The 24,867-nt window shown below is 54.9% G+C and carries 27 protein-coding genes; 13 read left to right on the top strand and 14 right to left on the bottom strand.

The genetic code is table 11. The features are described 5' to 3' along the window. Positions 1 to 5: 5 nt before the first annotated feature. Both ACIQUH_RS18500 and ACIQUH_RS18495 read left to right on the top strand, forming a co-directional pair. Entirely contained in the window at positions 6 to 611 is a 606-nt protein-coding gene (locus tag ACIQUH_RS18500) for an ABC-type transport auxiliary lipoprotein family protein (protein ID WP_400817649.1), read from the top strand. A 100-nt stretch (positions 612 to 711) separates the two neighbouring features. Then, complete coding sequence (locus ACIQUH_RS18495) at positions 712 to 1,677, top strand: alpha/beta hydrolase family protein (protein WP_400817647.1); 966 nt, start codon at positions 712 to 714, stop codon at positions 1,675 to 1,677. A gap of 31 nt (positions 1,678 to 1,708) precedes the next feature. Here ACIQUH_RS18495 and ACIQUH_RS18490 read toward each other — a convergent pair whose 3' ends face one another. After that, positions 1,709 to 2,146 (bottom strand): PACE efflux transporter, encoded by a 438-nt coding sequence (locus tag ACIQUH_RS18490; protein ID WP_400817645.1) that lies wholly within the window; start codon positions 2,144 to 2,146, stop codon positions 1,709 to 1,711. A 681-nt stretch (positions 2,147 to 2,827) separates the two neighbouring features. Between ACIQUH_RS18490 and ACIQUH_RS18485 the strand changes: the two genes are divergently transcribed. Beyond that, complete coding sequence (locus ACIQUH_RS18485; RefSeq protein ID WP_400817643.1) at positions 2,828 to 3,076, top strand: hypothetical protein; 249 nt, start codon at positions 2,828 to 2,830, stop codon at positions 3,074 to 3,076. A gap of 139 nt (positions 3,077 to 3,215) precedes the next feature. Here ACIQUH_RS18485 and ACIQUH_RS18480 read toward each other — a convergent pair whose 3' ends face one another. From ACIQUH_RS18480 to ACIQUH_RS18470, 3 genes are all read right to left on the bottom strand, one after another. Further along, on the bottom strand, positions 3,216 to 3,404 hold the full coding sequence (locus tag ACIQUH_RS18480; RefSeq protein ID WP_003524758.1) for a hypothetical protein: 189 nt from the start codon (positions 3,402 to 3,404) through the stop codon (positions 3,216 to 3,218). A 291-nt stretch (positions 3,405 to 3,695) separates the two neighbouring features. After that, on the bottom strand, positions 3,696 to 3,926 hold the full coding sequence (locus ACIQUH_RS18475) for a hypothetical protein (RefSeq protein WP_400817641.1): 231 nt from the start codon (positions 3,924 to 3,926) through the stop codon (positions 3,696 to 3,698). A 201-nt stretch (positions 3,927 to 4,127) separates the two neighbouring features. Further along, positions 4,128 to 4,379 carry a hypothetical protein gene (locus ACIQUH_RS18470; protein ID WP_400817639.1) on the bottom strand — a complete coding sequence of 84 codons (252 nt, stop codon included), beginning with the start codon at positions 4,377 to 4,379 and terminating at the stop codon, positions 4,128 to 4,130. Between the two features lie 396 nt (positions 4,380 to 4,775). Between ACIQUH_RS18470 and ACIQUH_RS18465 the strand changes: the two genes are divergently transcribed. Beyond that, complete coding sequence (locus ACIQUH_RS18465) at positions 4,776 to 5,213, top strand: hypothetical protein (protein ID WP_400817637.1); 438 nt, start codon at positions 4,776 to 4,778, stop codon at positions 5,211 to 5,213. Between the two features lie 355 nt (positions 5,214 to 5,568). Here ACIQUH_RS18465 and ACIQUH_RS18460 read toward each other — a convergent pair whose 3' ends face one another. The 4 genes from ACIQUH_RS18460 to ACIQUH_RS18445 all read right to left on the bottom strand — a co-directional run bounded on the left by ACIQUH_RS18460 (position 5,569) and on the right by ACIQUH_RS18445 (position 9,928). Continuing rightward, complete coding sequence (locus ACIQUH_RS18460) at positions 5,569 to 6,531, bottom strand: XcyI family restriction endonuclease (protein WP_400817635.1); 963 nt, start codon at positions 6,529 to 6,531, stop codon at positions 5,569 to 5,571. Next, positions 6,528 to 7,388, bottom strand: a complete 861-nt coding sequence (locus ACIQUH_RS18455; RefSeq protein ID WP_400817633.1) for a DNA-methyltransferase — start codon at positions 7,386 to 7,388, stop codon at positions 6,528 to 6,530. Before ACIQUH_RS18455 ends, ACIQUH_RS18460 begins: the two co-directional genes overlap by 4 nt. Before the next feature lie 255 nt (positions 7,389 to 7,643). Beyond that, complete coding sequence (locus ACIQUH_RS18450) at positions 7,644 to 7,841, bottom strand: hypothetical protein (RefSeq protein ID WP_400817631.1); 198 nt, start codon at positions 7,839 to 7,841, stop codon at positions 7,644 to 7,646. 128 nt (positions 7,842 to 7,969) lie between these two features. Continuing rightward, positions 7,970 to 9,928: a ParB/RepB/Spo0J family partition protein gene (locus ACIQUH_RS18445; RefSeq protein WP_400817629.1), complete on the bottom strand. Its 1,959-nt coding sequence runs from the start codon at positions 9,926 to 9,928 to the stop codon at positions 7,970 to 7,972. A gap of 665 nt (positions 9,929 to 10,593) precedes the next feature. On the opposite strand from ACIQUH_RS18445, the gene ACIQUH_RS18440 reads away from it, so the two are divergent. Continuing rightward, complete coding sequence (locus ACIQUH_RS18440; RefSeq protein ID WP_400817627.1) at positions 10,594 to 11,181, top strand: thermonuclease family protein; 588 nt, start codon at positions 10,594 to 10,596, stop codon at positions 11,179 to 11,181. A 170-nt stretch (positions 11,182 to 11,351) separates the two neighbouring features. Here ACIQUH_RS18440 and ACIQUH_RS18435 read toward each other — a convergent pair whose 3' ends face one another. Beyond that, positions 11,352 to 11,684, bottom strand: coding sequence for a DUF3768 domain-containing protein (locus ACIQUH_RS18435; RefSeq protein ID WP_400817625.1), 333 nt, complete (start codon positions 11,682 to 11,684; stop codon positions 11,352 to 11,354). A gap of 514 nt (positions 11,685 to 12,198) precedes the next feature. Here ACIQUH_RS18435 and ACIQUH_RS18430 point away from each other — a divergent pair. The 7 genes from ACIQUH_RS18430 (at position 12,199) to ACIQUH_RS18400 (ending at position 21,171) form a co-directional block, all read left to right on the top strand. After that, the gene (locus ACIQUH_RS18430) at positions 12,199 to 12,651 is read left to right on the top strand and encodes a hypothetical protein (RefSeq protein WP_400817623.1); all 453 of its coding nucleotides are present in this window, start codon (positions 12,199 to 12,201) and stop codon (positions 12,649 to 12,651) included. Between the two features lie 10 nt (positions 12,652 to 12,661). Beyond that, on the top strand, positions 12,662 to 15,550 hold the full coding sequence (locus ACIQUH_RS18425) for a calcium-binding protein (RefSeq protein WP_400817621.1): 2,889 nt from the start codon (positions 12,662 to 12,664) through the stop codon (positions 15,548 to 15,550). A 10-nt stretch (positions 15,551 to 15,560) separates the two neighbouring features. Further along, entirely contained in the window at positions 15,561 to 17,276 is a 1,716-nt protein-coding gene (locus tag ACIQUH_RS18420) for a type I secretion system permease/ATPase (RefSeq protein WP_400817619.1), read from the top strand. Continuing rightward, positions 17,273 to 18,589 carry an HlyD family type I secretion periplasmic adaptor subunit gene (locus tag ACIQUH_RS18415; protein WP_400817617.1) on the top strand — a complete coding sequence of 439 codons (1,317 nt, stop codon included), beginning with the start codon at positions 17,273 to 17,275 and terminating at the stop codon, positions 18,587 to 18,589. Before ACIQUH_RS18420 ends, ACIQUH_RS18415 begins: the two co-directional genes overlap by 4 nt. Before the next feature lie 134 nt (positions 18,590 to 18,723). Next, positions 18,724 to 18,966: a hypothetical protein gene (locus ACIQUH_RS18410; RefSeq protein WP_400817615.1), complete on the top strand. Its 243-nt coding sequence runs from the start codon at positions 18,724 to 18,726 to the stop codon at positions 18,964 to 18,966. Between the two features lie 360 nt (positions 18,967 to 19,326). Continuing rightward, positions 19,327 to 20,697 carry a tyrosine-type recombinase/integrase gene (locus ACIQUH_RS18405; protein ID WP_400817613.1) on the top strand — a complete coding sequence of 457 codons (1,371 nt, stop codon included), beginning with the start codon at positions 19,327 to 19,329 and terminating at the stop codon, positions 20,695 to 20,697. Positions 20,698 to 20,775: 78 nt separating this feature from the next. After that, positions 20,776 to 21,171: a hypothetical protein gene (locus ACIQUH_RS18400; RefSeq protein WP_400817611.1), complete on the top strand. Its 396-nt coding sequence runs from the start codon at positions 20,776 to 20,778 to the stop codon at positions 21,169 to 21,171. 132 nt (positions 21,172 to 21,303) lie between these two features. Here the strand turns inward: ACIQUH_RS18400 and ACIQUH_RS18395 are convergent, their stop codons facing one another. After that, positions 21,304 to 21,597: a hypothetical protein gene (locus ACIQUH_RS18395; RefSeq protein ID WP_400817609.1), complete on the bottom strand. Its 294-nt coding sequence runs from the start codon at positions 21,595 to 21,597 to the stop codon at positions 21,304 to 21,306. Positions 21,598 to 21,851: 254 nt separating this feature from the next. On the opposite strand from ACIQUH_RS18395, the gene ACIQUH_RS18390 reads away from it, so the two are divergent. Then, on the top strand, positions 21,852 to 22,079 hold the full coding sequence (locus ACIQUH_RS18390; protein WP_400817607.1) for a hypothetical protein: 228 nt from the start codon (positions 21,852 to 21,854) through the stop codon (positions 22,077 to 22,079). A 97-nt stretch (positions 22,080 to 22,176) separates the two neighbouring features. On the opposite strand, the gene ACIQUH_RS18385 is transcribed toward ACIQUH_RS18390, so the two are convergent. From ACIQUH_RS18385 to ACIQUH_RS18370, 4 genes are all read right to left on the bottom strand, one after another. Beyond that, positions 22,177 to 22,431, bottom strand: coding sequence for a hypothetical protein (locus ACIQUH_RS18385; RefSeq protein WP_400817605.1), 255 nt, complete (start codon positions 22,429 to 22,431; stop codon positions 22,177 to 22,179). Between the two features lie 9 nt (positions 22,432 to 22,440). Beyond that, positions 22,441 to 22,941 (bottom strand): hypothetical protein, encoded by a 501-nt coding sequence (locus tag ACIQUH_RS18380; protein WP_400817603.1) that lies wholly within the window; start codon positions 22,939 to 22,941, stop codon positions 22,441 to 22,443. Beyond that, complete coding sequence (locus ACIQUH_RS18375; protein ID WP_400817601.1) at positions 22,938 to 23,873, bottom strand: hypothetical protein; 936 nt, start codon at positions 23,871 to 23,873, stop codon at positions 22,938 to 22,940. Before ACIQUH_RS18375 ends, ACIQUH_RS18380 begins: the two co-directional genes overlap by 4 nt. An 83-nt stretch (positions 23,874 to 23,956) precedes the next feature. Continuing rightward, a complete protein-coding gene (locus ACIQUH_RS18370) occupies positions 23,957 to 24,490 on the bottom strand; it encodes a hypothetical protein (RefSeq protein WP_400817599.1) in 534 nt (177 codons plus the stop codon). Positions 24,491 to 24,867: the final 377 nt, after the last annotated feature.

Below are 24,867 nucleotides of genomic sequence, written 5' to 3'. Positions count from 1 at the left end.
GGCCAATGAGACTATCGATGAACGGCCAAAGGCGCCGCGCCCTCCTTCTGGCTCCGCTGTTTGCCGCCTTGATGGCAGGCTGTGCAGGGGCGCCGAAGAACGACACTTTCGATCTCTCCGTTTCTTCGGCAGCCGTGGCGCAGGGCCCTTCGCTGAAGAGCCGGCAATTGCTGATCGCCGATCCGACCGCGTTAAAGGCGCTGGACAGCGAAAACATCGTGGTGCGCCTTTCCGGCTCAGAGGTGCAATATCTCGGCAATTCGCAATGGAGCGACCGCCTGCCGCGCATGGTGCAATCCAAGCTCGTGGAAGCCTTCGAGGATACCGGCAAGCTCGGCGGCGTCGGCCGGCCGGGGCAGGGGCTGGCGATCGACTATCAGGTCGTGACCGATATTCGCGCCTTCGAGATCGATACGGCGAAGAATATCGCCAATATCGAGATATCGGTGAAGCTGCTGAACGACCGCAACGGCACGGTGAAGGCGCAGGAGGTGTTCCGCGCCAGTGCCCGTGTCAGCGGTTCCGGCAACGCCAATTTCGTAAAAGCGCTGGATCAGGCCTTTGCCGCCGCCACCCGCGACATCGTGGCCTGGACGTTGAAATCGCTTTAAGCGCTTGGCGGATATTGCCGCCACAGGAAACGGCTTTATGTTGGCGTAGCGCCGGTCACTGATCGGCCTGTGCACAATATGACCGATCCGTGAGTTCGTGATGCGATTTCTGCTGCTGCTTTGCTTCATGCTTTCCGCCCTGTCTGGAACGGGTACCGCCATGGCGGCCGGTCTCAGGCTGATCGACGTTCCATCGGCAAAAGGCAAAGCTGCCATGAAGGGGGCTGTGTGGTCGCCCTGCGCGGTGGCGCCGGCGGAGGTCAGGATCGGTCCCTTCGTTTTGCCCGCCGTGCGGGATTGCCCGATCCCTCACGGGAAATATCCGCTCATCGTCATCTCCCATGGCTTTGGCGGCACCTATTTCAGCCATCGGGATACGGCCGCCGCGCTGGCAGATGCCGGCTTCATTGTCGCGGCGCTCAATCACCCCGGAGACAATGCGCTTGAGATGAAGAAGGCGGGAGAGCTTTCCGCGCTGACGGGCCGGCCGGCGGATGTTGCCCGGTTGCTGGATCATCTGCTTGAAGGCTGGAGCGAGGTCGGCTCGATCGATGCCGGGCGGATCGGCGTTTTCGGATTTTCGCGCGGCGGTTATACCGCGCTGGTGCTCGCGGGCGGCACGCCCGATTTTGCCAATGCCGGCTTGCCCTGTCCCGACCCGCAGGCGCCGATCTGCACGCAGATGCGGCAGAAGACGACATTACCGCAGCATGGCGGCCAGGACAGGCGCGTGAAGGCGGTGGTGGCTGCCGACCCGTTGAATGCCTTTCCCGGTGCTGGTGACCTGAAGGCCATCACCATTCCCGTCCAACTGTGGAGTTCGGAACGGGGTGGCGATGGCGTTGCGCCGCAGGATGTATTGCGGCTGCGTGACGATCTGCCGGTGAAACCGGATTATCGGATGGTGAAAGGGGCGGGGCACTTTTCGTTTATCACCCCTTGCCCCACCGAGATGGAAAAGGCCGTGCCCCAGATTTGCAGCGATGCGGTAGGTTTCGACCGGGCAGGCTTTCACCGCGGCTTCAACGCCGATGTCACGAGTTTCTTCAAGGCATCGCTGCACTGAGGTGCTATTTGCGTGTCGCGGAAGCCGTCGATCAGACGGCGTCCTGCTGCGACTTCCATTCCGGAAGGGGGAAAACCCGGTCGTAGCTCCAGTTGAAGACAAAAGCATAGACCACGTAAAACAGCGCAAAGGAGATATCCATCACCAGCGCGTGGGCAAGGCTGATATTCAGATACCAGGCGATGAAGGGCATCAGCACGATCAGGAGGCCGAGTTCGAACAGCACGGCATGGGCGACGCGAATGGCCGGTGTTTTCAGCGTCGTGCCTTTCAGCCGCTGCATGGCATGGTCGAAGCCGAGATTGTAGACATAGTTCCAGATCGTGGCGAGCGTGGCGCTGACGATGCCGACGATGCCGATATCCTCCATGGGCATGCCAAACAGCAGCGCGCCCAAGGGGATGACGAGCAGAAGGCCGATGATTTCAAAGCTGAGCGCGTGGCGGATACGATCTTGCAGGGAGCGCATTTCATTCTCCGGTATGTGACCGGGCCGTCCCGCATGCTGTCGCCGATATGGCCGAGGTCGTCCTCGCGCTGGGTCATATAGAGGTTTTGGGCGGAATTTTCAAGCGCGTGCATTTGGGGCCTTGGATATGGCTGGAAGGTCGCCGCTTGTTTCTTCTCCCCGCCGGGGAGAAGTCCGCGGCAGCGGGATGAGGGGGCAAGCTCTCCGCATATCTCTGCGCTAGCCCCCTCATCCGGCCCTTCGGGCCACCTTCTCCCCGGCGGGGAGAAGAAATACGCGGCAGCGCCTCGATCTCTCTCGGAGCAAAGAGAGAACGATGGGAACAAGACCGACGCATTTTCGTTATGGCTTATGGAAGGAGGCGTGCCATGCAGCAGAAATCCTCTGAGGGGAGAACGATAAAGGCCGCCAATTCGGCAAAGGTTTCGACTTACACACCAAGTCTCATTTCTCTTAAGGGAAGTTACGTGGCGATGATATTTCGCAGACCGCTTTGCCGAAATCCGCTGGATGTGCGCAAGAAATAGGGGCGACGGCATTTGCCTGTTGCCTGCCCCCCGCACACCGATGACGACGACTGCCGAAATGATCATGAGCTTTAGATGTCTCTAAAGTGTGATTTTCAATCCGGTCCGTCTCCACCTAGACTGGAGATTGCCACAAGAGCGAAGGGAGAATGACATGAAATCAGTTCTCATTATCGCCGCTGTCTTTGGTTTTTCCGCCAGTGCAGCGCTTGCGGAATGCGCAGGTCATCAACAGATCAACGCTTCCGTTCCTGCCGTAGACCGTGAATTCAAAACCGCAAGCATCGTTCCGCCGACAGAGCCGGTGGAAAAGCCGGTCGTCATCCTGAAAAAAACCGACCGCCTTCCGGCAGCGGTTGCGACGACCGGTGAACCGGAAGCCGCAATGCAACGCATGCAATAGACCAAGAACAACAACCTCTTCATTCTGAAAATCCCGTGCGTGAGGTGATCCGCACGGGATTTTGCCGTGAGGGGGGCGAAGGCGGTGCCCCTGCTTTCACGGCTGCCCTTGCCGGTTTCGCATAGGCTTGCATCGGCGATTAGCTGTCGAGTTTCAGCGACAACTGTTTCGGCCCTTCGTTCTTTTTGAGCACGTAAAGCGGCCGGGTGATGATGACTTCCGTTCGCCGTTGCAGTTCGCGGCGCCGTTCGAGCGCGCGTTCGCGCATGTCGCGCGAGCGGGCAACGACCGAGAGTGCATTTTCTATGGCTGCGTCTGCTGTGTTCATCGCTGAGCTCCATAATGTTCACTTTATGTTCTCATTATTGGTCGCTTGTGTCAAGACTATGGCAGGGTCGCTGGCACGCGATCGGGGGGCCTGGCGGGGATGAGCAGGCTCGGGCGCGACGGGCTATGCGGGGGGTCGCTGACGCACGAGACCGGCTTTGCGCCACACGACGAGACCTCACGGCACGAGCCGTTCCGGCAGTGTCGACAGGGACACTCCGGGTCTGCTGCGTCGATTTTCACGATGATGTTTTACGCGCGCAGGCGCTGATCCGCCCGGCTTCGGGAAGGATCAGGAGAGGGGACGTTGATCCGGCGCGGAAAGGCCGCCGGCGGACAATAGATCGGTGAGATGCTCGCTGGCGAGCGCCACGATGGCAAGGGCGGCCTGCTGGCGGTTCCAGCCGGCATGTTCCGCTTTTTCGATCAGCCCGTGAATGGAAGGCTCCAGCGCGAACTGGCACTCGGCCTGATAATCCATGGTGTCTATCGAAAGCGACGGGGAATTGATTGAGGCCCGCATCCTTTGGTCTCCCTGTTTTCCGTCATGCCCATCATACGCGAGACGCAAATCGAACATGCACATTCAGAGGCCGGTGATATCGGGTATGCTCATGAGGCCCGCATATCACTGGCAGCGAATCCCCCAGCAGGCGGACGTTAACGGCAAGTCTTGATCGCTGTCAACGAGCGCACGACGACGATGGTGTCACCTTGTCCGTTTTCAGAGCCTTCCATTCCGGAAAGGCTTTCGCCGCCAGATCAACAGAGCCATCACATAAAGCGCAAAAAGCACGAACCATGTGACGGGCAACACCATGAAAAGCGCTGCATAAGCGCAATTTCCCTCAAAACAGGAGCCGAGAAATCCGGAATCGGCAAGTGCTGCCGATAATAAAAACGCACATATCCCGCTCCCGACCGCGCCGAGGATGAAAAGCAATATGTTGGTGAGCAATCTCATGCGGCCGATCATAAGGACGATTGAGACAGCTTTGGGGAAAGGTGCGCAACGGGTTGAAGCAAATCATCACCGGTGCGGCGGTTCTCATGGCTGCGCCATCGGGGAAGCGACGACCGCTTTTCATGGCTCGCCGAAGCGTGTATTCGCCCGTGCCGTGAGAAATTCATTGAATTACTAAATTATAAATTTGAATATTAATTTTGAATTACTTGCGATGTATTTTTTATTATTTGGATATTCATGCTTATTTTTTGGATATTTTATTTATTTATGTCGCGTTTTATTTTATTATTGCAAATAATTACGTTTTATTATTATGATTTCACGGGTTTTCTGAAGTCTTCAATTTTGGAAAAGCTGGGTCGTAGTCCGAGCAGGCGGATCATCCCGCGATGAAGGATATTGAATTTGTGCGGTCATTCATTTTCCCGCCGTTTCGGGCTGCCGGCTCTCCTGGCGCTTGCCATCCTGACTGCAGGCTTTTTTACGCAGGCGTCAGGCCAGTCGCGTGTGTGCAAGGATCCCACGCCGGCCGCCAATCTCAACGCAATGTTCGATGCCATCTTTGCCTGCTGGGTACCGCCTGACGATACCGAGGGGCTGGTGGTGACGCTGCAGTTCATTCTGCACAAGGATGGGCAGATAAGGGGAAAGGTGGTGGTGACGGCCGCACGCCCGCAGGAGGACAGCCCGCGACGAAAGGCCTTCATCGATTCGGCCATCGACGCCGTAAAGCAGGCGGCGCCCGTTCCGTTTACCGAGGAATTCGGCAGCCGCATCGCCGGACGACCGTTGGCACTGCGTTTTGTGGGCGCAAAGGCAAGCGTGCCGGAAATAAAATTGTAGGTATTTCGAAATGCATCCGTCAACCGCGGCCGCACTGTTCTGCGTCGCGGATGGTGAGGGCGAATTTCCCCCACATGCCGTCGAAGCGACGGGACGTAGAGACCCAAACGCTTTTGCGATGCTTTAAGTTCGCATCGCAACATCTTGTCATTTTGGAGAAATTTGGTGGGTGATGTAGGGCTCGAACCTACGACCCGCTGATTAAGAGTCAGGGTGGTCTATCTGTATGTATTTGGTTTTATTTATCTATTTCGATTGAAAATTTTAGTGTGCGTAAAAATGTGCGTGTGAGTTCGTGAGGGTCGATCAATTCGAGATGTATTCATCACGGGAATGTGAACAGATTGTCTGCTTGCTAGGGCATAGTGGGGATGCCAGTCATTGCTACGACCAAGTCACGAAACTCTTGATATTCGTCTCCTTCGGCCTGCGCGAGACTGGAAATTCGATAGAAGCGATTTGTTGATGGGGACTCTTGCGCTGCCATGTCCATATCGACACGATCCACGTTGACGACAGTCCAGCACTCTACGTATTTGTTCGCCTTCGCTTTTTGATGACTTTTTTCAGCTTCACCGATACGATTGTGAATGTTGGAAAAATCTTCACCCCCCTTTACTTCAATCGCAACGATGTTGCGGTAGCTGTCGGTCCGCATTTCTTCGCGGATGACAATGTCGGGGTCAGACGCAAACTCGATGAGAACGGTTCGACCAGCCGCGTTACGAACGGTCATCTTCCGTGGATCAGCCGTTACCAAATGGTTCTGTACGATATCCCGGATCGCATTGAATACCTTAATAATACCTGCTGTGCCCTTACGATTGTTGGCTCCGCCACGCCATTGAGGGCCAAGCGTTAGTATCGTCAGATCATTGAGAAGAGCGAGCGTAACAGGCTGCGCCAAAATGCCGGTGAGGAGTTGGGCACCTGCATCACACATCTCTTCGCAGAAGGCGTCCAGTTCGCGATCGATTTCGCTACGCAGTGTTCCTCGGCTTTCCATGCTCGCGAATTTTCCCGCAATATGTGGTACATAGAAAGCTTTCTGACTGTAGCCGTAAAGAAGGCGATAGTAACCTAGCAAACGTGGGTTAGCTCTCAGTACCAACGGAACGGGAAATATCAACTCGCCTCGCAAGCTGAAGCCTGCGAGTTGCTGTAAGCTGTGGCTGGGGGTAAACTTAGCCAATTCTACGTCTAAAGCGCGAATATCTAACGTTCTGATGGTCTCTTGCAAAGCCTCCTGCAGCATCAAGTGACGCACCTCTGCAAGATTGGCCGCAAATTCAATTTGTAAATCGGGAGCCGGAATCATGCTGCCACCCGCACGACAGCTTCAGAGGAGGTTTGGAGGCGATTTGCAGCGAGAGTAACGTAGTCGGGATTAAGCTCAATTCCAACGTAACTTCGACCAAGTTGCTCCGCAGCTAGTCCTACCGTGCCGGATCCAAAGAAGGGATCAAGGACGAAATCGTCTGCTCGCGTAGATGCCTTTAGGCAAGGCTCTATGAGCTTTTGTGGGAAAGTTGCGAAGTGAGCGCCGGGAAACGGACTAGTGTTAACGTTCCAGACAGACCTCATGTTGCGGCCATTTAGCTCTTTCACTGCATCGCGGTCATAAAAATATTGTTCCTGCTTGGAAAACATAAAGAGATATTCATGTGCTCGGGTCGGACGGTCTTTTACACTCTCCGGCATGGCATTCGGTTTATTCCAGATAATGTCGGCTCGCAGATACCAACCATCGTCTTGCAATGCGAATGCAAGGCGCCACGGAATACCCATCAAGTCTTTCGGCTTTAGCCCCTCAGGTGTATTGGGCCGCACCGACATGGCGCGTGCCGGATTTTTCTTGTCAGGAGCTCGCCAGCCCCGGTTACCGCTTGTGAAGCCGTCTCCGATATTAAGCCACAATACACCATCATCACGTAATACTCGCCGGGCCTCCCGGAACACAGTGACCAAGCTATTGATGAATTGGGGAAGAGTAGGTTCTAACCCAATCTGGTCATCAATATTGTAATCTCTTAGACCCCAGTACGGCGGAGAAGTCACGATGCACTGAGCATGCTGGTCCGGCAAGCGTTGCAGCACCGTTAGGGCGTCACCCTCGAAAATCATGCTCTCGCTGATACATAGCGGTGCTTGGCGGACTATCTTCGCAGTTTTCATGTGATTTCCAATAACGGGCTTCTGATTCTGGTGTACGATTTTTATCGGTAAATTTGACACATCGGGCAAGACACTGCGCAACGTTTTCGTGTTCGATTGTTTCATTCCCGGATGCTATCATGTCTGGAACAAAAAAGAACATTCTAGGCTGGTTTGTATTTCTCTCGTTGCGCTAGCTTACGGCCGGGGTGATAAAGATGACTTGGGGAGGTGGGTTTGCGACGCCGGTGATAGGCGGACGGGGTAATACTTCATTTACTCACGGCCTTCACCTTTAGCGATGCGAGCGCGGACGTTCGCCATACCTTCATCAAGTGTGATTGCGCGGGTGGGGTCTGCCTTGTAGGCGTCGTAAGCAGGCGCGACTTCGCTCCGCAGCCAATTTTCGATCATCGCATCTTGGGTGGCAGACACATCAGATGAATGCGCTTTATCGGCGATACCGATAGGCAACGTAATGCTCCTGTTTCGAGACTTGCGTATGGTACGAACCTTCGTTTTCGAACAAGTGTCTCACAGACATGGCCAAAACGAAAAGGCCCTTTTTGAAGGGCCTTTGGTCTTTGATGTCCGGCTAGTTCTTATTCAGCACTTGCTTGCGCACGAAACAAGGGCGGAAGCCAGCCCTTGCCCGCAAGCAGCTTTTCAGCTTCCTGTACCGCCTCGGCTTTCGGAGCCTTTTCAACGGCCCGCACCAGTTGGGGAGCGCATCCCGCGTCCTCCAACACCTCGGCAATACCTGCCTTGGACAAACGAGTGAGGAACGTTGCATCGGCAGTCCAGTGAGTGCGCATGTCGAGATTAACCGCCTCGGCAATGTGATCAGCGTTCGCAAGTCGCCCCTTGCTCTGGTCGTGTTTGGCTTTGACGCCGTTCATATTGGCGGCAGTCACGAACGCCAGCAGTTCCAGCAACTTGTCGATGGGCTGTTCTAGCAACCACACCCAAAGGTCGGCAGGCTGGCCGGGGAGGGTGTCGCCCCATGCCTCTTTCATCGTTTGCCACGTTGCAAGGGGACGCGCTTCCGCTGGTTCCTTGATCGAAGGCGCAAGCTCGCGGCGCTGGCCGCTCACTTCCACGGCCGCGTCAATAGAGGCATAGCTGCCAAGGAAGATGTGACCCACCAGCGGATAGAGCAAAGCAGCGAGAGCGATAGCAGGTCGGTTCGCGAGTTCTACCCGCATCGCAGCCGTGCGGATGGCGGTCAGTTCTTCCACCAGCGCGGCGGAGTATCCTGCTTCTGGATTTGAGACGGACGCAGCGGTGGGCGTGCAACTGTCGCTCTCGTTGTCTGCTTCGTCGGTGTCTCCACGGAGAAGTTTCTCCAGCGCTGCTTTATCCTCGGCCTTCACATAACCGCGCCCGATCTGCAAAGCACCGCAGTGATCAACATAAACGAGGCATCCTGCCAAAGCTCGTTGCTGCGGGTCGTAGGATTTCAGGGCATGTCGAACAGCCTCGATGCGCTGCTCGACATCGGCCAGCTGTTGTTCGTCAGCCTCAATTGCGGGGTCGCCCTTGGCATAGGCCTCAATCCGTGCCTGCACCTCATCTAAGCTCTGCCCGAGTGCAGAAAGCTCGGCTTCCTCGTCCTCAGTCAACTCTCGGGTTTGCGGATAAATCCGTCCGTACCCGCTGCCGTAGATAGCTGACGCATCTAGGGAGATGTCCACCCAACCCCATCCCTCGGCTTTGAGAGGTTCCGCTGTTTGCTCCAAACCGTCCATGGCCAGCTTGGTGAGCAAGGGTTGATCTGTGAGGAATGTACTGTTGTCAGTGTTGAACAGGTCGCGCAGGATGCCACCGCCAGCGGCCTCGTAGGTATCCAGCCCCACGAAACGGGCCAAACGATCCGTGCTGCGTGCATGCTCGTTGGTCAACATGGCACGGAGGGTGCGCGGGTCTCGGTTGTAGGAAGGACTCTCAAACCACACCCGTTCCTGTTCGTCGTGGCTGTCGCTGATGGCAAGGGCCTTTGCCTGCTCGATGCCCATCTCGTCCTCTCGCATCACATTCAGCACCTTCGGAGAGAGGTTCGCCAGCTTCAACCGCTGACGCACGGTGATAACAGACTGCCCGAACCGCGCCGCGATGGTCTCTGCCGCCATGCCCTGTTCGGCAAGTTGGCGATAGGAGAGAATTTCATCGACGATGTGCATGGCTTCCCGCTGTACGTTTTCAGCCAACGAAAGCTCGATGTCGCTCTCGGCATCACGGATGTTGCAAGGAATGTCGGTGTTTTCCGCCAAACGCCCTTCTTTTGCCAGAAGACGCAACGCGGCCAGACGGCGCGAACCCGCCACGACCTCGTATTTACCCTTCTTGGCTTTACGCACGGTCAGGTTATGGATGAGACCGTGGGCCTCGATGCTGTCGGCCAGCTCCGATATGCCCAAGGTGGCATTGGTGCGCCGGACGTTGGCCGCACTCGGCACCAGCCGATTGAGGGCGATGGCTTCTACCTCATGCTGCATGGCCACGGTAGGTTCTGCCATGTGCAAGGTGGTGACAGTCTCTTGTGCGCTCGTAATGATGTTCATGATGGTGTCCTTTGTCTTGGTTTCCTTAATCGGACAGGGAAATAGGACCCCGTCCTGCTTCCCGGGGCCGCGCGAGCGGTGGGGCTGGAAGGGGACAACAGGGATTCGCGGGGAACCGGCTGCACGGAACGCAGTGGAGGAAGCTGGGCGGAAGACCTGTTTGGGGGAGAGAAGGGGCAACGCCCCTCGGCCCCCACATAACTAAAATGACGCGGACACCGCGACTCTTTGCATGTCCCGGACCGGGGCGGCTCTCTCCGAGTGGTGGGCGCTCCGCTCACCTTCCAGCCACTTGACATGCAACGGCCACAGAGGTGGCCGGCTTGGAATAACCGACGGGCAGGCCGCGCGCGCGGCGCAGCAAGCGAAGACCAGACCACAAATAATGAAGAGTATCGGAGAAATCAGCATCGCGCCGCCTGAGGGCGGGATTTCGGGCATTCTCGTCACGCTCAAGGTCGGAAGATAGTGCAGCCGCAGGAGCCTCAACAGCGTGATCCGAAGGAGAGGCGGGACCGACTGCACCCGCCCGTGCGTTCCCCATGACCGCTGGGTGAAGCGTCGCGTGGGCTTTGTATATGTCAATTCCCTAAAATTGCAGCTAACTGGTTAGCCGAACCAATACCGAGTGGCTGTATCTGTTGGAACAAATGGGGGGTGTTTTCATGTCGAAGGTTCTACGGTTCAGGCCACGGCTTCGAACAAAGCGCAGTTCGAGCCGCGTATTTTCCCAACTCGTTGCTGTCGGCATGCTGGGGAGCTTCGTCGTGGGTGCAAGCGCGTCTTATTTTATTGGCAACGAGAATGCTCCGCTTGCGCACGGCTCCACAAAGGAGCGTGGCGTTACGGTTTACCGGGCAGATCAACGCAGGGCAGAACAAACCTCTCTCCCGCGCTCTCCATCCACCACTACCTACCAACATTGCAGGGGGAGCGTGCGCGTCAACTGTATCGTGGACGGCGACACCTTCTGGAGCAACGGCGTTAAAATCCGCGTTGCTGACATTGACGCGCCGGAAATCGGCAAGCCCCGTTGTGCGTCCGAAAAGGCGCTCGGGGATCGTGCTACAATACGGCTGATGGAACTGGTCAACGCTGGCCCCTTTGAAATGCAGTCATGGCCGGGGCGCGATGAGGACAAGTACGGACGTAAGCTTAGGGTGCTTGTGCGGGATAGCCAGTCTCTAGGTGACATTCTGGTGTCGGAAGGTCTGGCCCGGACATGGACGGGTAAACGGAAGCCCTGGTGCTGACAGGAATCTAGAGGGGCGCTCCGCCGCCCCATGAAGGGTGGGGAGGGAGCGCGAGGGGCAGGGTTCAGGGTGCCCCTCGTTCCCGTCCCACCGTGTTCACGGCGGGACGGGGCAAGTTCGCAAAGGAAGACGTCAATCAACGCCTTCCTTTGCGCGCATTGCAAGGTGGCCTAATATTCGTCTGCCAGCATGATGGTAAGTACCCGCTTGGTGACAGCGGGATTGGCCGGGTCTTCCGAACCGTATTGCATAGTCCGATCGTAGTAGTCGATTTTCCAGAACACTTTATAATTCTCAACCGTCACAGAGCCGAAATCATGCTCACCGTGGGGATCATTGTCCGGCGTGAAGGCGTCGAAGCCTTGGACGGCCTCGGCAATGCGGGATTGGGTGGTATCCGACAGGTTCTGAATGCCGGAGGTCAGAAGCACCGTGCCTGTAATCCAAGTGGTTCGGAATACGTCATTCAGTTTACGGATACAGATGGTGTAAGCGGTTGTCATGTTTTTATCCCTTGTCCTGTTTTCTTCGTAGGACAGGGAAACAGGCCCCGTCCTGCTTCCCGGAGCCGCGTGAGCGGTGGGGTTGGAAGGGGACAACAGGGATTCGCGGGGAACCGGCTGCACCTAATGCAGCGCAGCGGAATGAAGGAAGCTGGGCGGAAGACCTGTTTGGGGGAGAGAAGGGGTGAAGCCACTCGGCCCCCATCGACGAAAAATAGTTACGAATAGCCTCGTGTCAGACTAGAAAAAATAAATTTTCAGTTGCATCTTCGGAGCGATTCAATTTCATGATTGACGGTGATGCTGTCGGAATCAGGGAGTGCGAACAACATCGGTCATGTCTAAGGCTTATTCGCCATTAATACCCTTTGGTGAAGTCTATTAATCATTGTCGAAAAATATTTCGAAGCACGCATGTCGGTGTTGAATTTTATGGTTTGCTTTTGTGGTTTGAGAATTTCATGCAGTTCAGTGCTCGACAATCGGCAATGGTCTATTTTTATAAGGTGACGCTTTGAGAATTGTTTTGATCGGGATCCCAGTAATATCATTACTCGTAGTAACGTTTCTATTCCTTCATTTTAAAATGGCGCCCCCCTCGTGGGAGACTCCCTACAGTTGTGAAAACAGGGGGGTGCTGAGCGACAACGAGTTTGTCGTAGCAGCCGTAGCTCAAAGTATTAGACCGTCTACAAATTCTCAATTTTACAAGCAGTCCTCGAACCTGAGGGCAGATTACGTCTTTGCTGAAAAATTTATTCAGGAAAATCCCAATTGCTGCAGCATATACCAGGGGGATCCCAATGATTATTTCTCCAAGGAAACCTTCTACCAGCATCTAACGAGAAACTTCGCCAAGGTTGTGAGGATAAAATTTCAAAAAGAGGACGTGAATGGGGGCGGTTTCTTCGGAAAAAGCGCTGTTTACTATGTAAAGCTTGACGAGTGCGCAAATCAAATAGATTGAGGTTTCAAGAATGACGTCCTACCGTGATGAAGTAACAACTAGCTATATATTTAATTCTTCCGCGTTTCCCGAGGATCTGTTGGACGAGAAACTTATCCGAGATGCCGATAAAAGGGGCGAGATTACTGTTGATACGGCGTCTTACATGCAAACCGGCGGCGGCCGTTTTGCGAATGCCTCTATGTTTGAACTTGTTTCAAAGTTTTTTAACAACTCAACTGCCATTTCGTCCGGCATCTATACGAAACAAGCGTTGGCTGCCGCTTTCTCATTGGATAGCTACGGCTTGGATATTCGCCAATTTGATTACGTTGACGGAGTCGATGATTATGTAGAGCGCACGTATGTGTTCAACAGCGGACGTTTTATGATCGCAGATACGGCGGAATTCATAGTTCACCCTGATGGTTCGCGCGAAATATTGAACTTTGCTGTCGTGCCGAGAGAGGACGATAATTTTGACTTCGTGGGCGGCGGCCTGTCCGCACTATTAGGCAATGCTTTGTGGGAGCCTGAAATAGATCCTTCCGGGATCGGAAGAACCGTCGACATTAGATTTACCAACGTTGGAAATGTTCCGCTTCGGACCTATAGTGCCTCGGACTACGTCAATGATCAGGCGATCGTGTCCTCATGGTCGCCACCGAATCCAAATGATATCGCTCGCTTGCTTGATGTGCCGCAACAACTTTGGGACGACGGCGTCACCAAGTTGTTGGTAGACTACAAAGGAACTTCGGACGATTCTGACGATCGATTGGTCATTTATGGAACGAACGACTCTGATGACTTCTCTACAGGTATTGATGATAAGATAAGCTCAATAATGGAGCCCTATTCAGCCAACGGTCTGGCAATCGTTGCCGGAAAAGGCAACGATTATGTTGTTGGCTCGGATTATTCGGACCTTCTATTGGGAGGAAGCGGGGACGACACGCTTGTTGGCGGTAAAACGACTGAGACGCTCTCCCAGACAATAGATGACACCGTGCCTCATCGGACCTGGGACGACGGAAAGCAGGATGTGCTGAACGGTGGTACGGGCTTCGACACCTATCTTATTTCGCACCTGAACGGTTCAATGACCGGATGGGCGAGTGATATCGAATCGGTCTTTTCAAAAATCGATATTATCGATGAGCACGACGGTGACGGACGCGGCCGCCTAGCTGTGCAGCAAGTCACTGATTTTGGTATGGGGCTAAATGTATTACAATTAAAAATTGAGGGGAGCTATATTAAGTATAGACTTTATCCAGAAAATGAAAGCTACGGCGCAAACGAGCCAATGCTTACTTATTATGGAAATGACGAGGCATACTATTTAACAAGCTATACTAGGTCAGAAGGCGGGCAGGCCATCCCGTATGTCTTTATTATGCAGGCATATCCCTACACCGAGGAACCAATTGCAGCTATTCGAGACTTTCGACAGGGCGATTTCGGTATCTATCTCGAAGGATTTGTTGGTCGTAAAGAGGGAACGGATGGCGATGATATCTATCAAGGCAATGGTGGTGCGGGAAATAGAGCGTTAGGAAATAGCCGTGCTTTTCTACAGCAATCCGAAAGCGCCTCTTTGTACAATGAAATCGTTTCTATCGGGAATCCGGATTCAAATCAGCGCATACACATGGGGGCTGGTAACGATATTGCCTACGGCCGCGGCGGTGATGATGAAATTCGCGGTGATGCGGGAGAAGACCAGCTTTACGGAAACGAGGGTAATGACACACTTTCGGGAGGAGACGGAAATGACCTTCTCGAAGGCAATGAGGGTGCGGACCGTTTGAGCGGGAATGTCGGGGACGACCTTCTTTCCGGCGGAAAAGGCGCCGACACCTACGTCTACACCCGAGGCGACGGCAGTGACATAATTAGTGGCGAAGGAGATTTCGTGAATGAGGCCGATGTGCTTCATCTGACGGACATCTTGGAGTCTGATGTTTCTGTTAGCCGCACTGGCAACGACCTTATTATTGCTATCAATGGTACAGCCGAAACTATCACTGTTACCGGCCAGTTCGGATCCCAGGCTGGATGGAAGGGTGTCGAATCGATACTCTTCGCGAATGGAGTGGTGTGGGACAAGGCGGCGCTTTCAGCGATCCTTGGAAATGATAGTGATGGTCCAATCATAGGGACAAATGGAGACGATACACTTTACGGTAGTTCGGGGGTCGATACGATCCACGGGCAAAGCGGTGACGATACTATTTACGGACTGAGCGGCGATGACAGCCTTTCTGGCGATGGTGGAAATGACATCGTTTTCGGTGGACAAGGAAATGACGCCTATTTCTATGTGCAAGGGAGTGGTAGCGACACCATCGTTGAAATATCTTCAGAGGGTGACGCTGATAGCCTGACGGTTTCGGGCCTAAATTTTGATGACGTTGAGTTCACCCGGCAGGGTGAAGATTTGGTCATCACTGTTCCAGAATCGGCGACGGGAGCCGGTGATGGTGGCTCTATCCTCGTGACGAACACTCTCTTGGACGATGATGCCGGCATCGAGAGTTTTGTATTTCAGGATTGGACCTATACGAAGACGGATATACGGTCCGTGCTTCTTTCGCAGCTTACCACAACTGGCGATGACGTGATCGAAGGTTTCCATAACACAGGTGATTATCTCGAAGGGGGTGCGGGTAATGACGCTTTCGTGTTCAAGCCTGACTTCGGCTGGGACACTATCGGCGATTTCGTTGCGGGTGCGGGAACGGATGATGTTCTCGAATTTCGTGGTGGTGTCCTGGCAGATTTTGAGGCAGTTCTGGCTGCAGCTTCGCAGGTTGGTAATGACACGATTATCAACATTGACGGCACCAATGGCATCACGCTCGCAAACGTCAATCTTGCCGATCTGCATCGGGATGACGTGCGGTTCGTTGCCTAGGATCTGACAATTGCCACAACAGTTGAACTATGAAGCGCGGCGACCTCCGGTCGCCGCTGCCCTGCGCGCTACACGCAACGCATTTGGGTCCGTTGCTCTTCTCAGTGCTTTCACCAATATTCTGATGTTGACCGGCCCGTTGTTTATGATGCAGGTCTATGATCGGGTTTTGTCCAGCCGCAGTGTACCGACACTTGTCGCCCTCTCGGTGCTGGCGATCACTCTTTATCTGTTTCTCGGTATTCTCGAGCTTATCCGGTCGCGAATCCTTTCGCGTATCGGCGAACGTATCGAGGAGCAGCTCGGCGGCCCGACTTTTGACGCCGTTATGCTGCTTCCGCTCAGGATGTCCAAAAAAGAGGTGGCGGCACAGCCTCTTCGCGATCTTGAGCAGATGCGTCAGTTTATGAGCGGTCCGGGGCCGGTGGCGATCTGCGACATGCCATGGTTGCCGCTCTATATCGCTATCCTGTTTCTGTTTCACGCTTATCTGGGGTGGCTGGCGATTGCCGGTGCGGCTTTGCTGATCGTGCTGACGCTTTGCAGCGATGCGGTTCTGCGTGACCCGACGCGGCGGGTAGCCGCGCTCTCATCGGCGCGTGCCGACTACATCGAAGCTGGGAGACGGAATGCAGAAGCGCTACATGCCATGGGCATGAAAAGCGCCTACGCGCGTAAGTGGCACGAGACAAACTCAGCCTATGTTGAGGAACAGCGGCAGGCGAGTGATGCGACGAGCAGCTTCTCAACCTTCTCGAAGATTTTTCGCTTGGCACTGCAATCTGCCGTTCTCGCGCTGGGAGCGTGGCTTGCCATTAAGCAGCTTGCTTCGCCGGGAGCGATGATTGCGTCTTCCATTCTGACATCGAGAGCGCTTGCCCCAATTGAGCAGGCGATTGGTCAATGGCGTGGATTCATCAACTTTCGGCAGGCAAAGGCGCGCCTTGGTCAACTCCTCGATAAGATTGGCCCGGATCAGGAAAGAATGGCTCTTCCTGCGCCATCAAAAACACTTTCTGTGTCCGGTGTTGCTGTTGTAGCTCCAGGCAACCAGTCCCCCACTGTCCGCGACGTCACCTTCTCACTTACAGCGGGGCAGGGACTGGGTATTATTGGTCCTAGTGGTTCCGGGAAATCCACGCTTGTGCGGGCTCTGGTCGGCATCTGGCCACCGGCACGCGGAACCGTCAGGCTGGACGGGGCGGAGATTGACCAGTGGCATCCGGAAGCGCTTGGCCCATCGATCGGTTACCTGCCGCAGGGCGTGGAATTGTTTGATGGAACAATAGCGGAAAACATCAGTCGGTTTTCCGGATCGGCTAACCCGTCTGATGTCATCGAGGCGGCGAAACAGGCAGATGTGCACGACCTCATACTGTCGATGCCGCAAGGATACGATACAAGGATTGGTAATAGCGGTGCGTCTTTGTCGGCTGGGCAGCGCCAGAGGATCGGACTTGCGCGGGCGCTATTTGGCAATCCTTTCTTGATCGTTCTGGATGAACCCAATGCCAGCCTCGATGCGGAAGGCGAAATGGCGCTGACGAATGCGATTGTCATCGCCCGTCAGCAAGGTGCCATCGTGGTGATTGTCGCGCACCGGCCCAATGCGCTTTCTGCTGTCGATAACGTTCTCGTCCTTGCCCAAGGCGCTATGGTTGGCTTCGGTCCGCGTGACGAGGTTTTGCGTAAGGCGACAATGCGCGCAGTATCGGAAAAAGCATGAATCCCAACACCTTGAAGCCAAGCGCTGCCAGCCACTCCATCCGGCTTTATACCATTGCAGGCGCAGGAACCGTTGCCTTGATGGTTTTGGGTGTTGGCGGCTGGGCCGTGACTGCTAATCTTTCCGGTGCAGTGGTGGGCGCGGGTACTGTTGTTGTCGACGGCAACGTGAAACGCATCCAGCATCGAGAAGGTGGCATTGTCGGTGATATCCGGGTGCGCAACGGGACTGTCGTCAAGGCCGGTGATCTGCTTATCCGGCTTGACGATACGGTGACGCGGGCGAGTCTGGCCATGGTTACGAAGCAGATTGATCAGTTGAACGCCCGACGTATGCGACTTTTAGCCGAGCGTGAGAACGCGGCGGTAGTGACGGCTCCGGCGATATTGTTTGGCGAGAAGGTTGAAGCAGACAGCGTCGAATATATTAAAGCTGAGATGGCTCTTTTTGTCGCCCGAAAACAAACACTAGATGGTCAGAAGGCTCAGTTGAGGCAGCGTATCGACCAGATACATCAAGAAAATGAGGGGCTCATTGTTCGCAAAAATGCCAAGGAAGAGGAATTGTCGTGGATTGGACAGGAACTCGTTCGCGTCAGAAGCCTCGCGGATCAGCAATTGATCCAGTTCAATCGCCTTGCGGAACTGGAGCGACTGAGAGCCCAACTGGACGGCGAACGCGGCCAGTTGATGGCCGAGATTGCAAGGGCAGCAACGCGCGTCACAGAAACTGAACTCCAGATCCTTCAGCTTGATCAGGATCGCCTGGCCGAAGTCTTGACGGAACTACGCGACGTCGACAACAAGCTCGCCGAGCTAACGGAACAAAAGATTACGGCCGAAGATCAGTTGAAACGCATCGACGTCCGATCCCCGCAGGATGGTATAGTTCATGAACTTGCGGTCCATACCATCGGCGGCGTTGTCGGGGCAGGGGAAACCATCATGCAGATCGTTCCGGTTCACGACCGTCTCGTGGTGGAAGCCCGCATACAGCCCGCCGACATCGACCAGATGCATATTGGCCAACAGGCAGTCCTGCGTTTCTCCGCTTTCAACCAACGCACAACCCCAGAAATCGCTGGTCAGGTAAAAACGGTTGCTGCCGACCTTGCCCGTAATCCGCAGACGGGCGAAAGCTGGTATACGGTGCGTGTCCAGATCGAGCCGGAGGAGGTGTCGAAACTGGGTAATCTCAACCTGCTCGCAGGCATGCCGGTTGAAGCGTATATCAAGACAAGCGAAAGAACTGCCTTGTCCTATCTTGTCAAACCGCTCGCCGACCAGATCAACAGGGCGATGCGCGAGGATTAGGTAACTCGAGTTGCATAACATTTGATATTTTTCAGTAAGATGCTGAAAAGTAATGCAATAATTTGCGGAAAATGTGCCTTCTCGGGAGTGCCGCGCTTTGTTAATGGCAAGCTATACAAAGGAGAATGTTCACGATGCGGAATTCCATTTCGATTGTCGCCCTGATGTTTCTTGGTGGGTGTGTCTCTGCGCCGAGCGCCGAAACCAGCGCGGTAGCCGTTAAAGCCGATAAGCGTAGTACACCTTACGACCTCTCTGAGGTATGCCTGACTGATCAAGGGAACGCCGTATCAAAGGGCATGGTCTACAAAGGCAAGACTTGTTCGCAGCCGGAAGTGGTTAGTTTTGTGAACAAGAACATTCTCGTCTGGCGATAAGAATCGCTGAGCGCGGGCAGATTGTCTTCCACTATGATCTGAATGCATGAATATTCGATATAAAAGGTCCATTCGGGGCCTTTTGTATTGTTTATTCCAGAAATTTTGTTCCGCTACATGAAAGTTACATGAACCCGGCATTGCCGAGTCAAAATCACGTAACTGTTTGGAAAATTTGGCGCGCCCGAAGAGATTCGAACTCCTGACCCTCAGATTCGTAGGGCCTCCGGCTTAATTTTTAGATTCATGAAATAAATACAAATGATTGTAATGTAATCATTTCATTGAAGTGCAATTTCGTCATTACTTCACTTCTCATGTAACATTTTGTATAAATCCGTTACATGGAAGTTACATGAAATGCCCAAGATCTACTTAACTGATTTGCTCGTTTCCGGAGCGTCGTGTCCTGCGGAAAAGGATCAGGAAATCTATTGGGATTATCCCGTTGGCGGTGACGGTGTTATTCGCAATGGCTCCGTTTCTGGGCTCGGTCTGCGCGTAACGGCGTTGGGCAATAAGACATTCGTACATGCCTACATGTTCAACCAAAAGCGCCACCGGAAAGCGTTGGGATCGAATATCGTCCTGAACGTCGCGTCTGCGCGACTGGCGGTTATCGACCGCGAAAAGAGGCTCGAAGCTGGCGAAAACCCGGACCTTGATGAAAATGATCCGCGTCGTATCCACCTCATGACGGTCCGTGAGGCAATAGGCCGTTACTGGGAGAGCCATGTTTCCGGGTTGTCGGACGGCTATAAGCATTCTTTCGTTATGCTGATGGCGAAATGGCTCCGGCGCGCTCCCAAGGTCGTGACCAAGAGGGGCAAGAACATCCGAAACTACGTTGATCTGGGCACGATGTTCTTGGATCGGCCGTTATCCTCGATCAAGCCGCTGGATATTGAGCGCTACCAGAAGCAGTTTAGCTCACCGTATGTCTACAACACCGCCCTTCGGCATGTTCTGGCCCTGTTTAACTGGGCTATCCGAATGCAACTGGTCGATATGCGCAATCCTGCCCACCCTTTGCGAAAGCGTAAGGTCATCCGCCAGAGGCGGGACTATTCTATGGAGCAAATCCGCCAGATTACCGCGCACATCTTCTACCCGGTTTTCGACGCCGTGCCCGAAATCGAAAACTTGAGCGGCCTTGCAAAACGCAATGAGGCTCTCGTCAAAGCCCATACCCTGACGGCCAACGAGCAAATGGCCGAACTCTGCAACTATATGGGCATTCTGTTCCTGACGATGGCGCGGCCGAGCGATCTCGCCAATGCCGAGTTTGCGCATTTTGATCTCGGCCAGCTTATTTGGAACAAGCATAATACCAAGGGTATCAAGCTCTCGCGCTCCCTCTACGAGTACGCTTATCGTACGGTGCCGATCCATAGCAAGGTAGCGGAAATGGTGCGGTCCCAGCGGCTTCGCTGGCCGCAGAGCGACCTTGTGTTCCCGTCCCATGCAGACTCATCGCTACCTCGCGATAACTTCCGTAAAGGATTGGCACGGTTCAAGACACTGCCGGGCGTGCCAACCCACTTCCAGCTGTATGACCTCAAGCGCATCGCGATTTCGCTGATGCTGACGGGGCAGGGGGTATCCCGTGAAGCGGTCTCCCACTACGTGGACCACAAAGGCAACCTTGAGACCACGATGATCTACGATCTCGGGCTGGTCGATCCGTTGCGGCCCGTCACCCAGCGCCTTGGCGAGTTGGCCGGAATTTAACGAAGCGGTCATTTCTCGAAGGTCTTGCTGGTCGCCGCCAGCAGCATGGATAACAGTTCGCATAATGAAAGGCATCTCATGGAACCGATGCAAGCGCTCGTGCTTACCAATACCCAACTGGAAACGATGTTGCGGGAAGCGGCACGCCAGGGCGCAGCCCTAGCCGTGGCTGAATTGCGCAAGGACATTCATCAGTCACCCGACGATGTCACCTTGCAGCGACTGCGAACCTTTCTTTGCGATCCGGCGTCAGTACCGAACCCGCACGAGTGCTGGGCACACAGCGGAATTGTTCGGCAGATCGAACCCACGCCGCGCGGCAAACCCAAATCCACGGCGTGGTTTATGAAATTCCAGCGGGAAACCGGGCTGGCGAACTGCTTCACTCGACAAAGCCCCGGCTTTGGCCGTCGCCGCGAATGGTCGTTTGCCGATATCCGGCTGGCATGGGAGACGTATTATCGACGGCGATAAGTCACGCTTCTATCGAAACTTTTAAGGTTTCAAGCCCTTGAGCGCCGTTTTTTGGGAGTATCAGCTAGTTTTGATGTACGCTTGGCTTAAAAGACAAGAGAGGTGCCTGAGCACCTCTCTTGTTGGAAAATATTATAAGAAAATGGGAATACGTTTGGTCGTGTCCCCTTCCTTTTGCTCAATGTAGGGTTCGTTTCCAGCTAGTTTCTGCTTTACCAACGTATGATAAATAACAAGAGCTCTCTTCACCACGTCGCTCGGAGAGGCGGCGTGAGTTGCTTCTTGAAGTTCGTCTACTACGTCTCCCAGGGGGCCGTTCAGACGTACAGTTACCTTCGGATACAAACCTTTCCATTCCTTGCTTTTGGGCACGGGCTGATTTTCTACAGCCTGCTTGTCGCCGGCTGTAGTGGAAACGTTTGTCATTTCACCTCCTTCTCCTCGGTTTTCTACGAGGGTTCGTGAAGATTGGCTCACCATACGCGAGATGGGATCAAAAGTCAATTTTGTCGACAATATTGACAATAAGATGATTCTGTCGCAAAGTTAAAGTGCCCTGATTGAGGGCTTTTTTAAACCGGAGGCTATCCCATGAAAACGAACACTGAATTTTACCCCTAGTGGGTAAATGAGCAGGAACTAGCCCCCCTGCGCCTGATAGTGGGCCTCGGAGTTGTATAATGGACCCCGAATTTGAAAAACTCGTCGACCCTAAAGTTCAAGCTATCGTCGAGAGGTACGTGAAGCCAGAGCCTTGGTATTCCAAGCTACTCTGGGGCGTTCTTGGCAGCCTTGTTGCCTCTGCGTTAATTGCCATCGCAACATTCGTCTATTCAGAAGGAAGTGCTTGCCATGTTGCAACACCCCAAGCGAATGCGAGAATTGCGGAAGCCGACAAGAAGATTTGATTTCATAAGTTTATCTCCAGTCTAGGCCAGCTACTTTTTCCCTGAGGTAGCTGGCTCTTTATTTATGATCGCTCAGTTTCTCGCCAGATTCTTGCGATCATTCGGCCGGAATCATGTCGCTGGAGGCGAGATATGAGCATTCCAGCCAGCCGCCCGCGAAAACACAGTCCTTGGTGTTGCCGGGCAGCTTGACCGTCTTGGCGGGTTGTCCGGCCTCGACCGGGGTGCAGACCGCGAACACGTCGAAGGGCGATTCATGGAGGTTGGCGTAGTGTTTGATGCTGCCTGCGACACGCGGTTGCAGCGCTGACGCGTCCGCACCTTCTCCGGCCCGCATGATCACGTCGCGCACCGCGAACCCTCACACGTCAGCCTGCGGGCTGTCCGCGTCGGGGTGAACCGCCAGCGTCTTCGGTTGCTTCAGGAGCGCCCGCGAGTACAGATCGTTGGCCATGATGTCGTCCACCACCTCGTTGCGGTGGGCCGCTTCCTCCCGGCTTCCGGGCGCGAATGTCCGGCCGCAGATCAACACCGTGCCGGGCGTGCCGTGCAGGTAGCCCGGCATGAACATGATGGAATAGGAGCCGGTTTTCGGGAGCGGCCCGAACCAGAACCCCGGCTCGCTGGTCTTGTATTCGGGGGCATCCATGGCCGGGATGCGGGCCGGGTCATCCATGGTGACGCTGACATAGGCTCCGCGCTTGAACCGGCCGTCGAACACCGCCGCCGTGCCAGTGTAGTCAAAGCACCCGGTTTCCGTATCGAGCTTGAACGGCTGGCGCAGGGGCAGCGGCCGTTCCTCGGCCACGGCGGGGGCCGCCAGCAGGCAGCCCCCCACGATCATGCTGACGGCGCGGGTCACTCTTTTATCGCCCAGTGATCGCCCTTCGGCACGATGACGACGGTTTTGGTGACGCTGGTTTTCAGTTGCGTCTTCGGCTGGAAAATGTCGGTAGTACCCTCCCACACGACCTTTTCGCCCTGCACCGTGCAGCGCACTTCCAGCTGGTTACCGGGGGCGTAGGCGCAGTCTGCATCGCTTGCGCCCGTCTTGTCCTTGACCATGCCTTTGGCATACCACAGCGAATACGGCTCAAGCGTCAGTTGCGCCGCCGGGTCCCCTTTGGTGAGCAGAAACGACAGGCCGCCACCACCGCGTACGAAAAGGTTCCGCTTGTAGGCCTTGTTGTTATCGTTGACATTGCAGGACGACCACCGCACCGGTTCTATCGCTGGGGAATAGTAGGACGACGCCCGGAAGCGCTGGGTCCACTGGAAATCCAGCTCGCAGCCTTCGGCCGCGAGCATGCCCGAAATTTTACCGGAGCCTTTTTCGAACTCTACATACTGCGACTCGTTGTCGAAGGTTTTGCCGGTGGAGGTCATCTTGTAGGACAGGTTGAACCGGCAATCCCACGTGCCGTTGCCGTTGTCGCATTCACTGCCGGACACGGCGAGGTCGGTATATTCCGCGACGGCCTGCGGACCTTGCTTCTCAAGGCCTTCCTTCACCAAGGTGAGCATGTGCGCCTCGCTCGGCGTGATGAGCTTGAACCCTTCCCCGCTGACATAGTTGGCCGCGCCGATGGCGACGACCGATGCGGCTAGCTGCGGAACCAGCCATTGCGCCCGCGTTCGGAACGCAACGAAGGCGAGGCCGAGGCACATCAGGGCGGCTGCCAGACGGCCACAGAACAGAAGCGCGTTGTAGGCGGTGGGTGCGAACAGCGGGAACACGACCGCCGCCGCGACGACCCACAGAAGGGCAGGTAGAAACTTCACGATTTTTTGCATGGGAAATCCCTGATGGTGAGACTGATGGCGGGTTGCCGGGCGAAGCCTCGCAGGCCTCGGCGGGCACAGTTGAGGCGTAGAGGCTATTTGATGTTGCTCAGGCCATCCGAGAGCCGTGAGCCCGGCTTATCCAGTTCGGAGAAGTAGCAACCGAGCTTGTAGGTGCTGGAGTGGTACGGCAGGCCGCTGTTGTTGAAGCAGGTGTAACTGCTTGCCTTGCCCTTGCCCCGCTCAGCCTGCTTACGCGGCTTGCGTGAGCGCTGCACCGGCTCTTCGACCGGACCGGTGTAGCGGGATACACGGCAGCTGGTCGGGTTGGGTGTGGTGTAGTCCACGGCGCAACCACCGGAACCGCCCCCCGAGCCGACGCCGAGGGCACCCATAGCAATCCCGCCAAGGATCTCGGCCAGCGGATTGGATGCGGGACCGATTAGCTGGTCCCCGTTGCCGGGATTGCGCCTTGCCCGGGTCGGCTTTTTCTTAGCCGCGATCAGGACGGTTGCGGCTTTATGCTCCCCGATCACGCGCGCGACCTCCGCTCCGGGGGTAAACGCGGCCGCCTCGGAACTTTCCAAGCAGGCGGACGCGACAATGACGATGATCGCCAGCGTCGCCATGACGCCACTGCTCTCCGCACGACGGGCGTGCGCATCACGATGTCGAATATCATATCTGAAATGCTTCACGGATAATCCTCACCCCCAAAAATCCGGGCAGATTCCGTGCCTTGAACGGGCCGGATTGACCGCTGCCCGGTCAGTGTATTCACTGACTCTGGTTATCAAAAATCACGACTTTTGACGGGTAAGCCCGTGCCACGCCCCGATGAATGCTACGTGTAAATTGATCACCAAAATCCAAATATATTAAGTATTGATAAAGATTATATTCCGTTACAGATTGTGAATCTGACCTACTTGCAAAAGTCGTGACTTTTTATGGGTAGTAATTCTTAGTCATGCCTTCGAAAGACATTTAGAATTTCTGTGGTCTT

The sequence above is a fragment of the Agrobacterium sp. NPDC090283 genome, from assembly GCF_044769685.1.
Lineage (GTDB): Bacteria > Pseudomonadota > Alphaproteobacteria > Rhizobiales > Rhizobiaceae > Agrobacterium.
The sequence above is the reverse complement of the archived record's forward strand: the minus strand, read 5'-3'. Positions and strand labels throughout refer to the sequence as shown.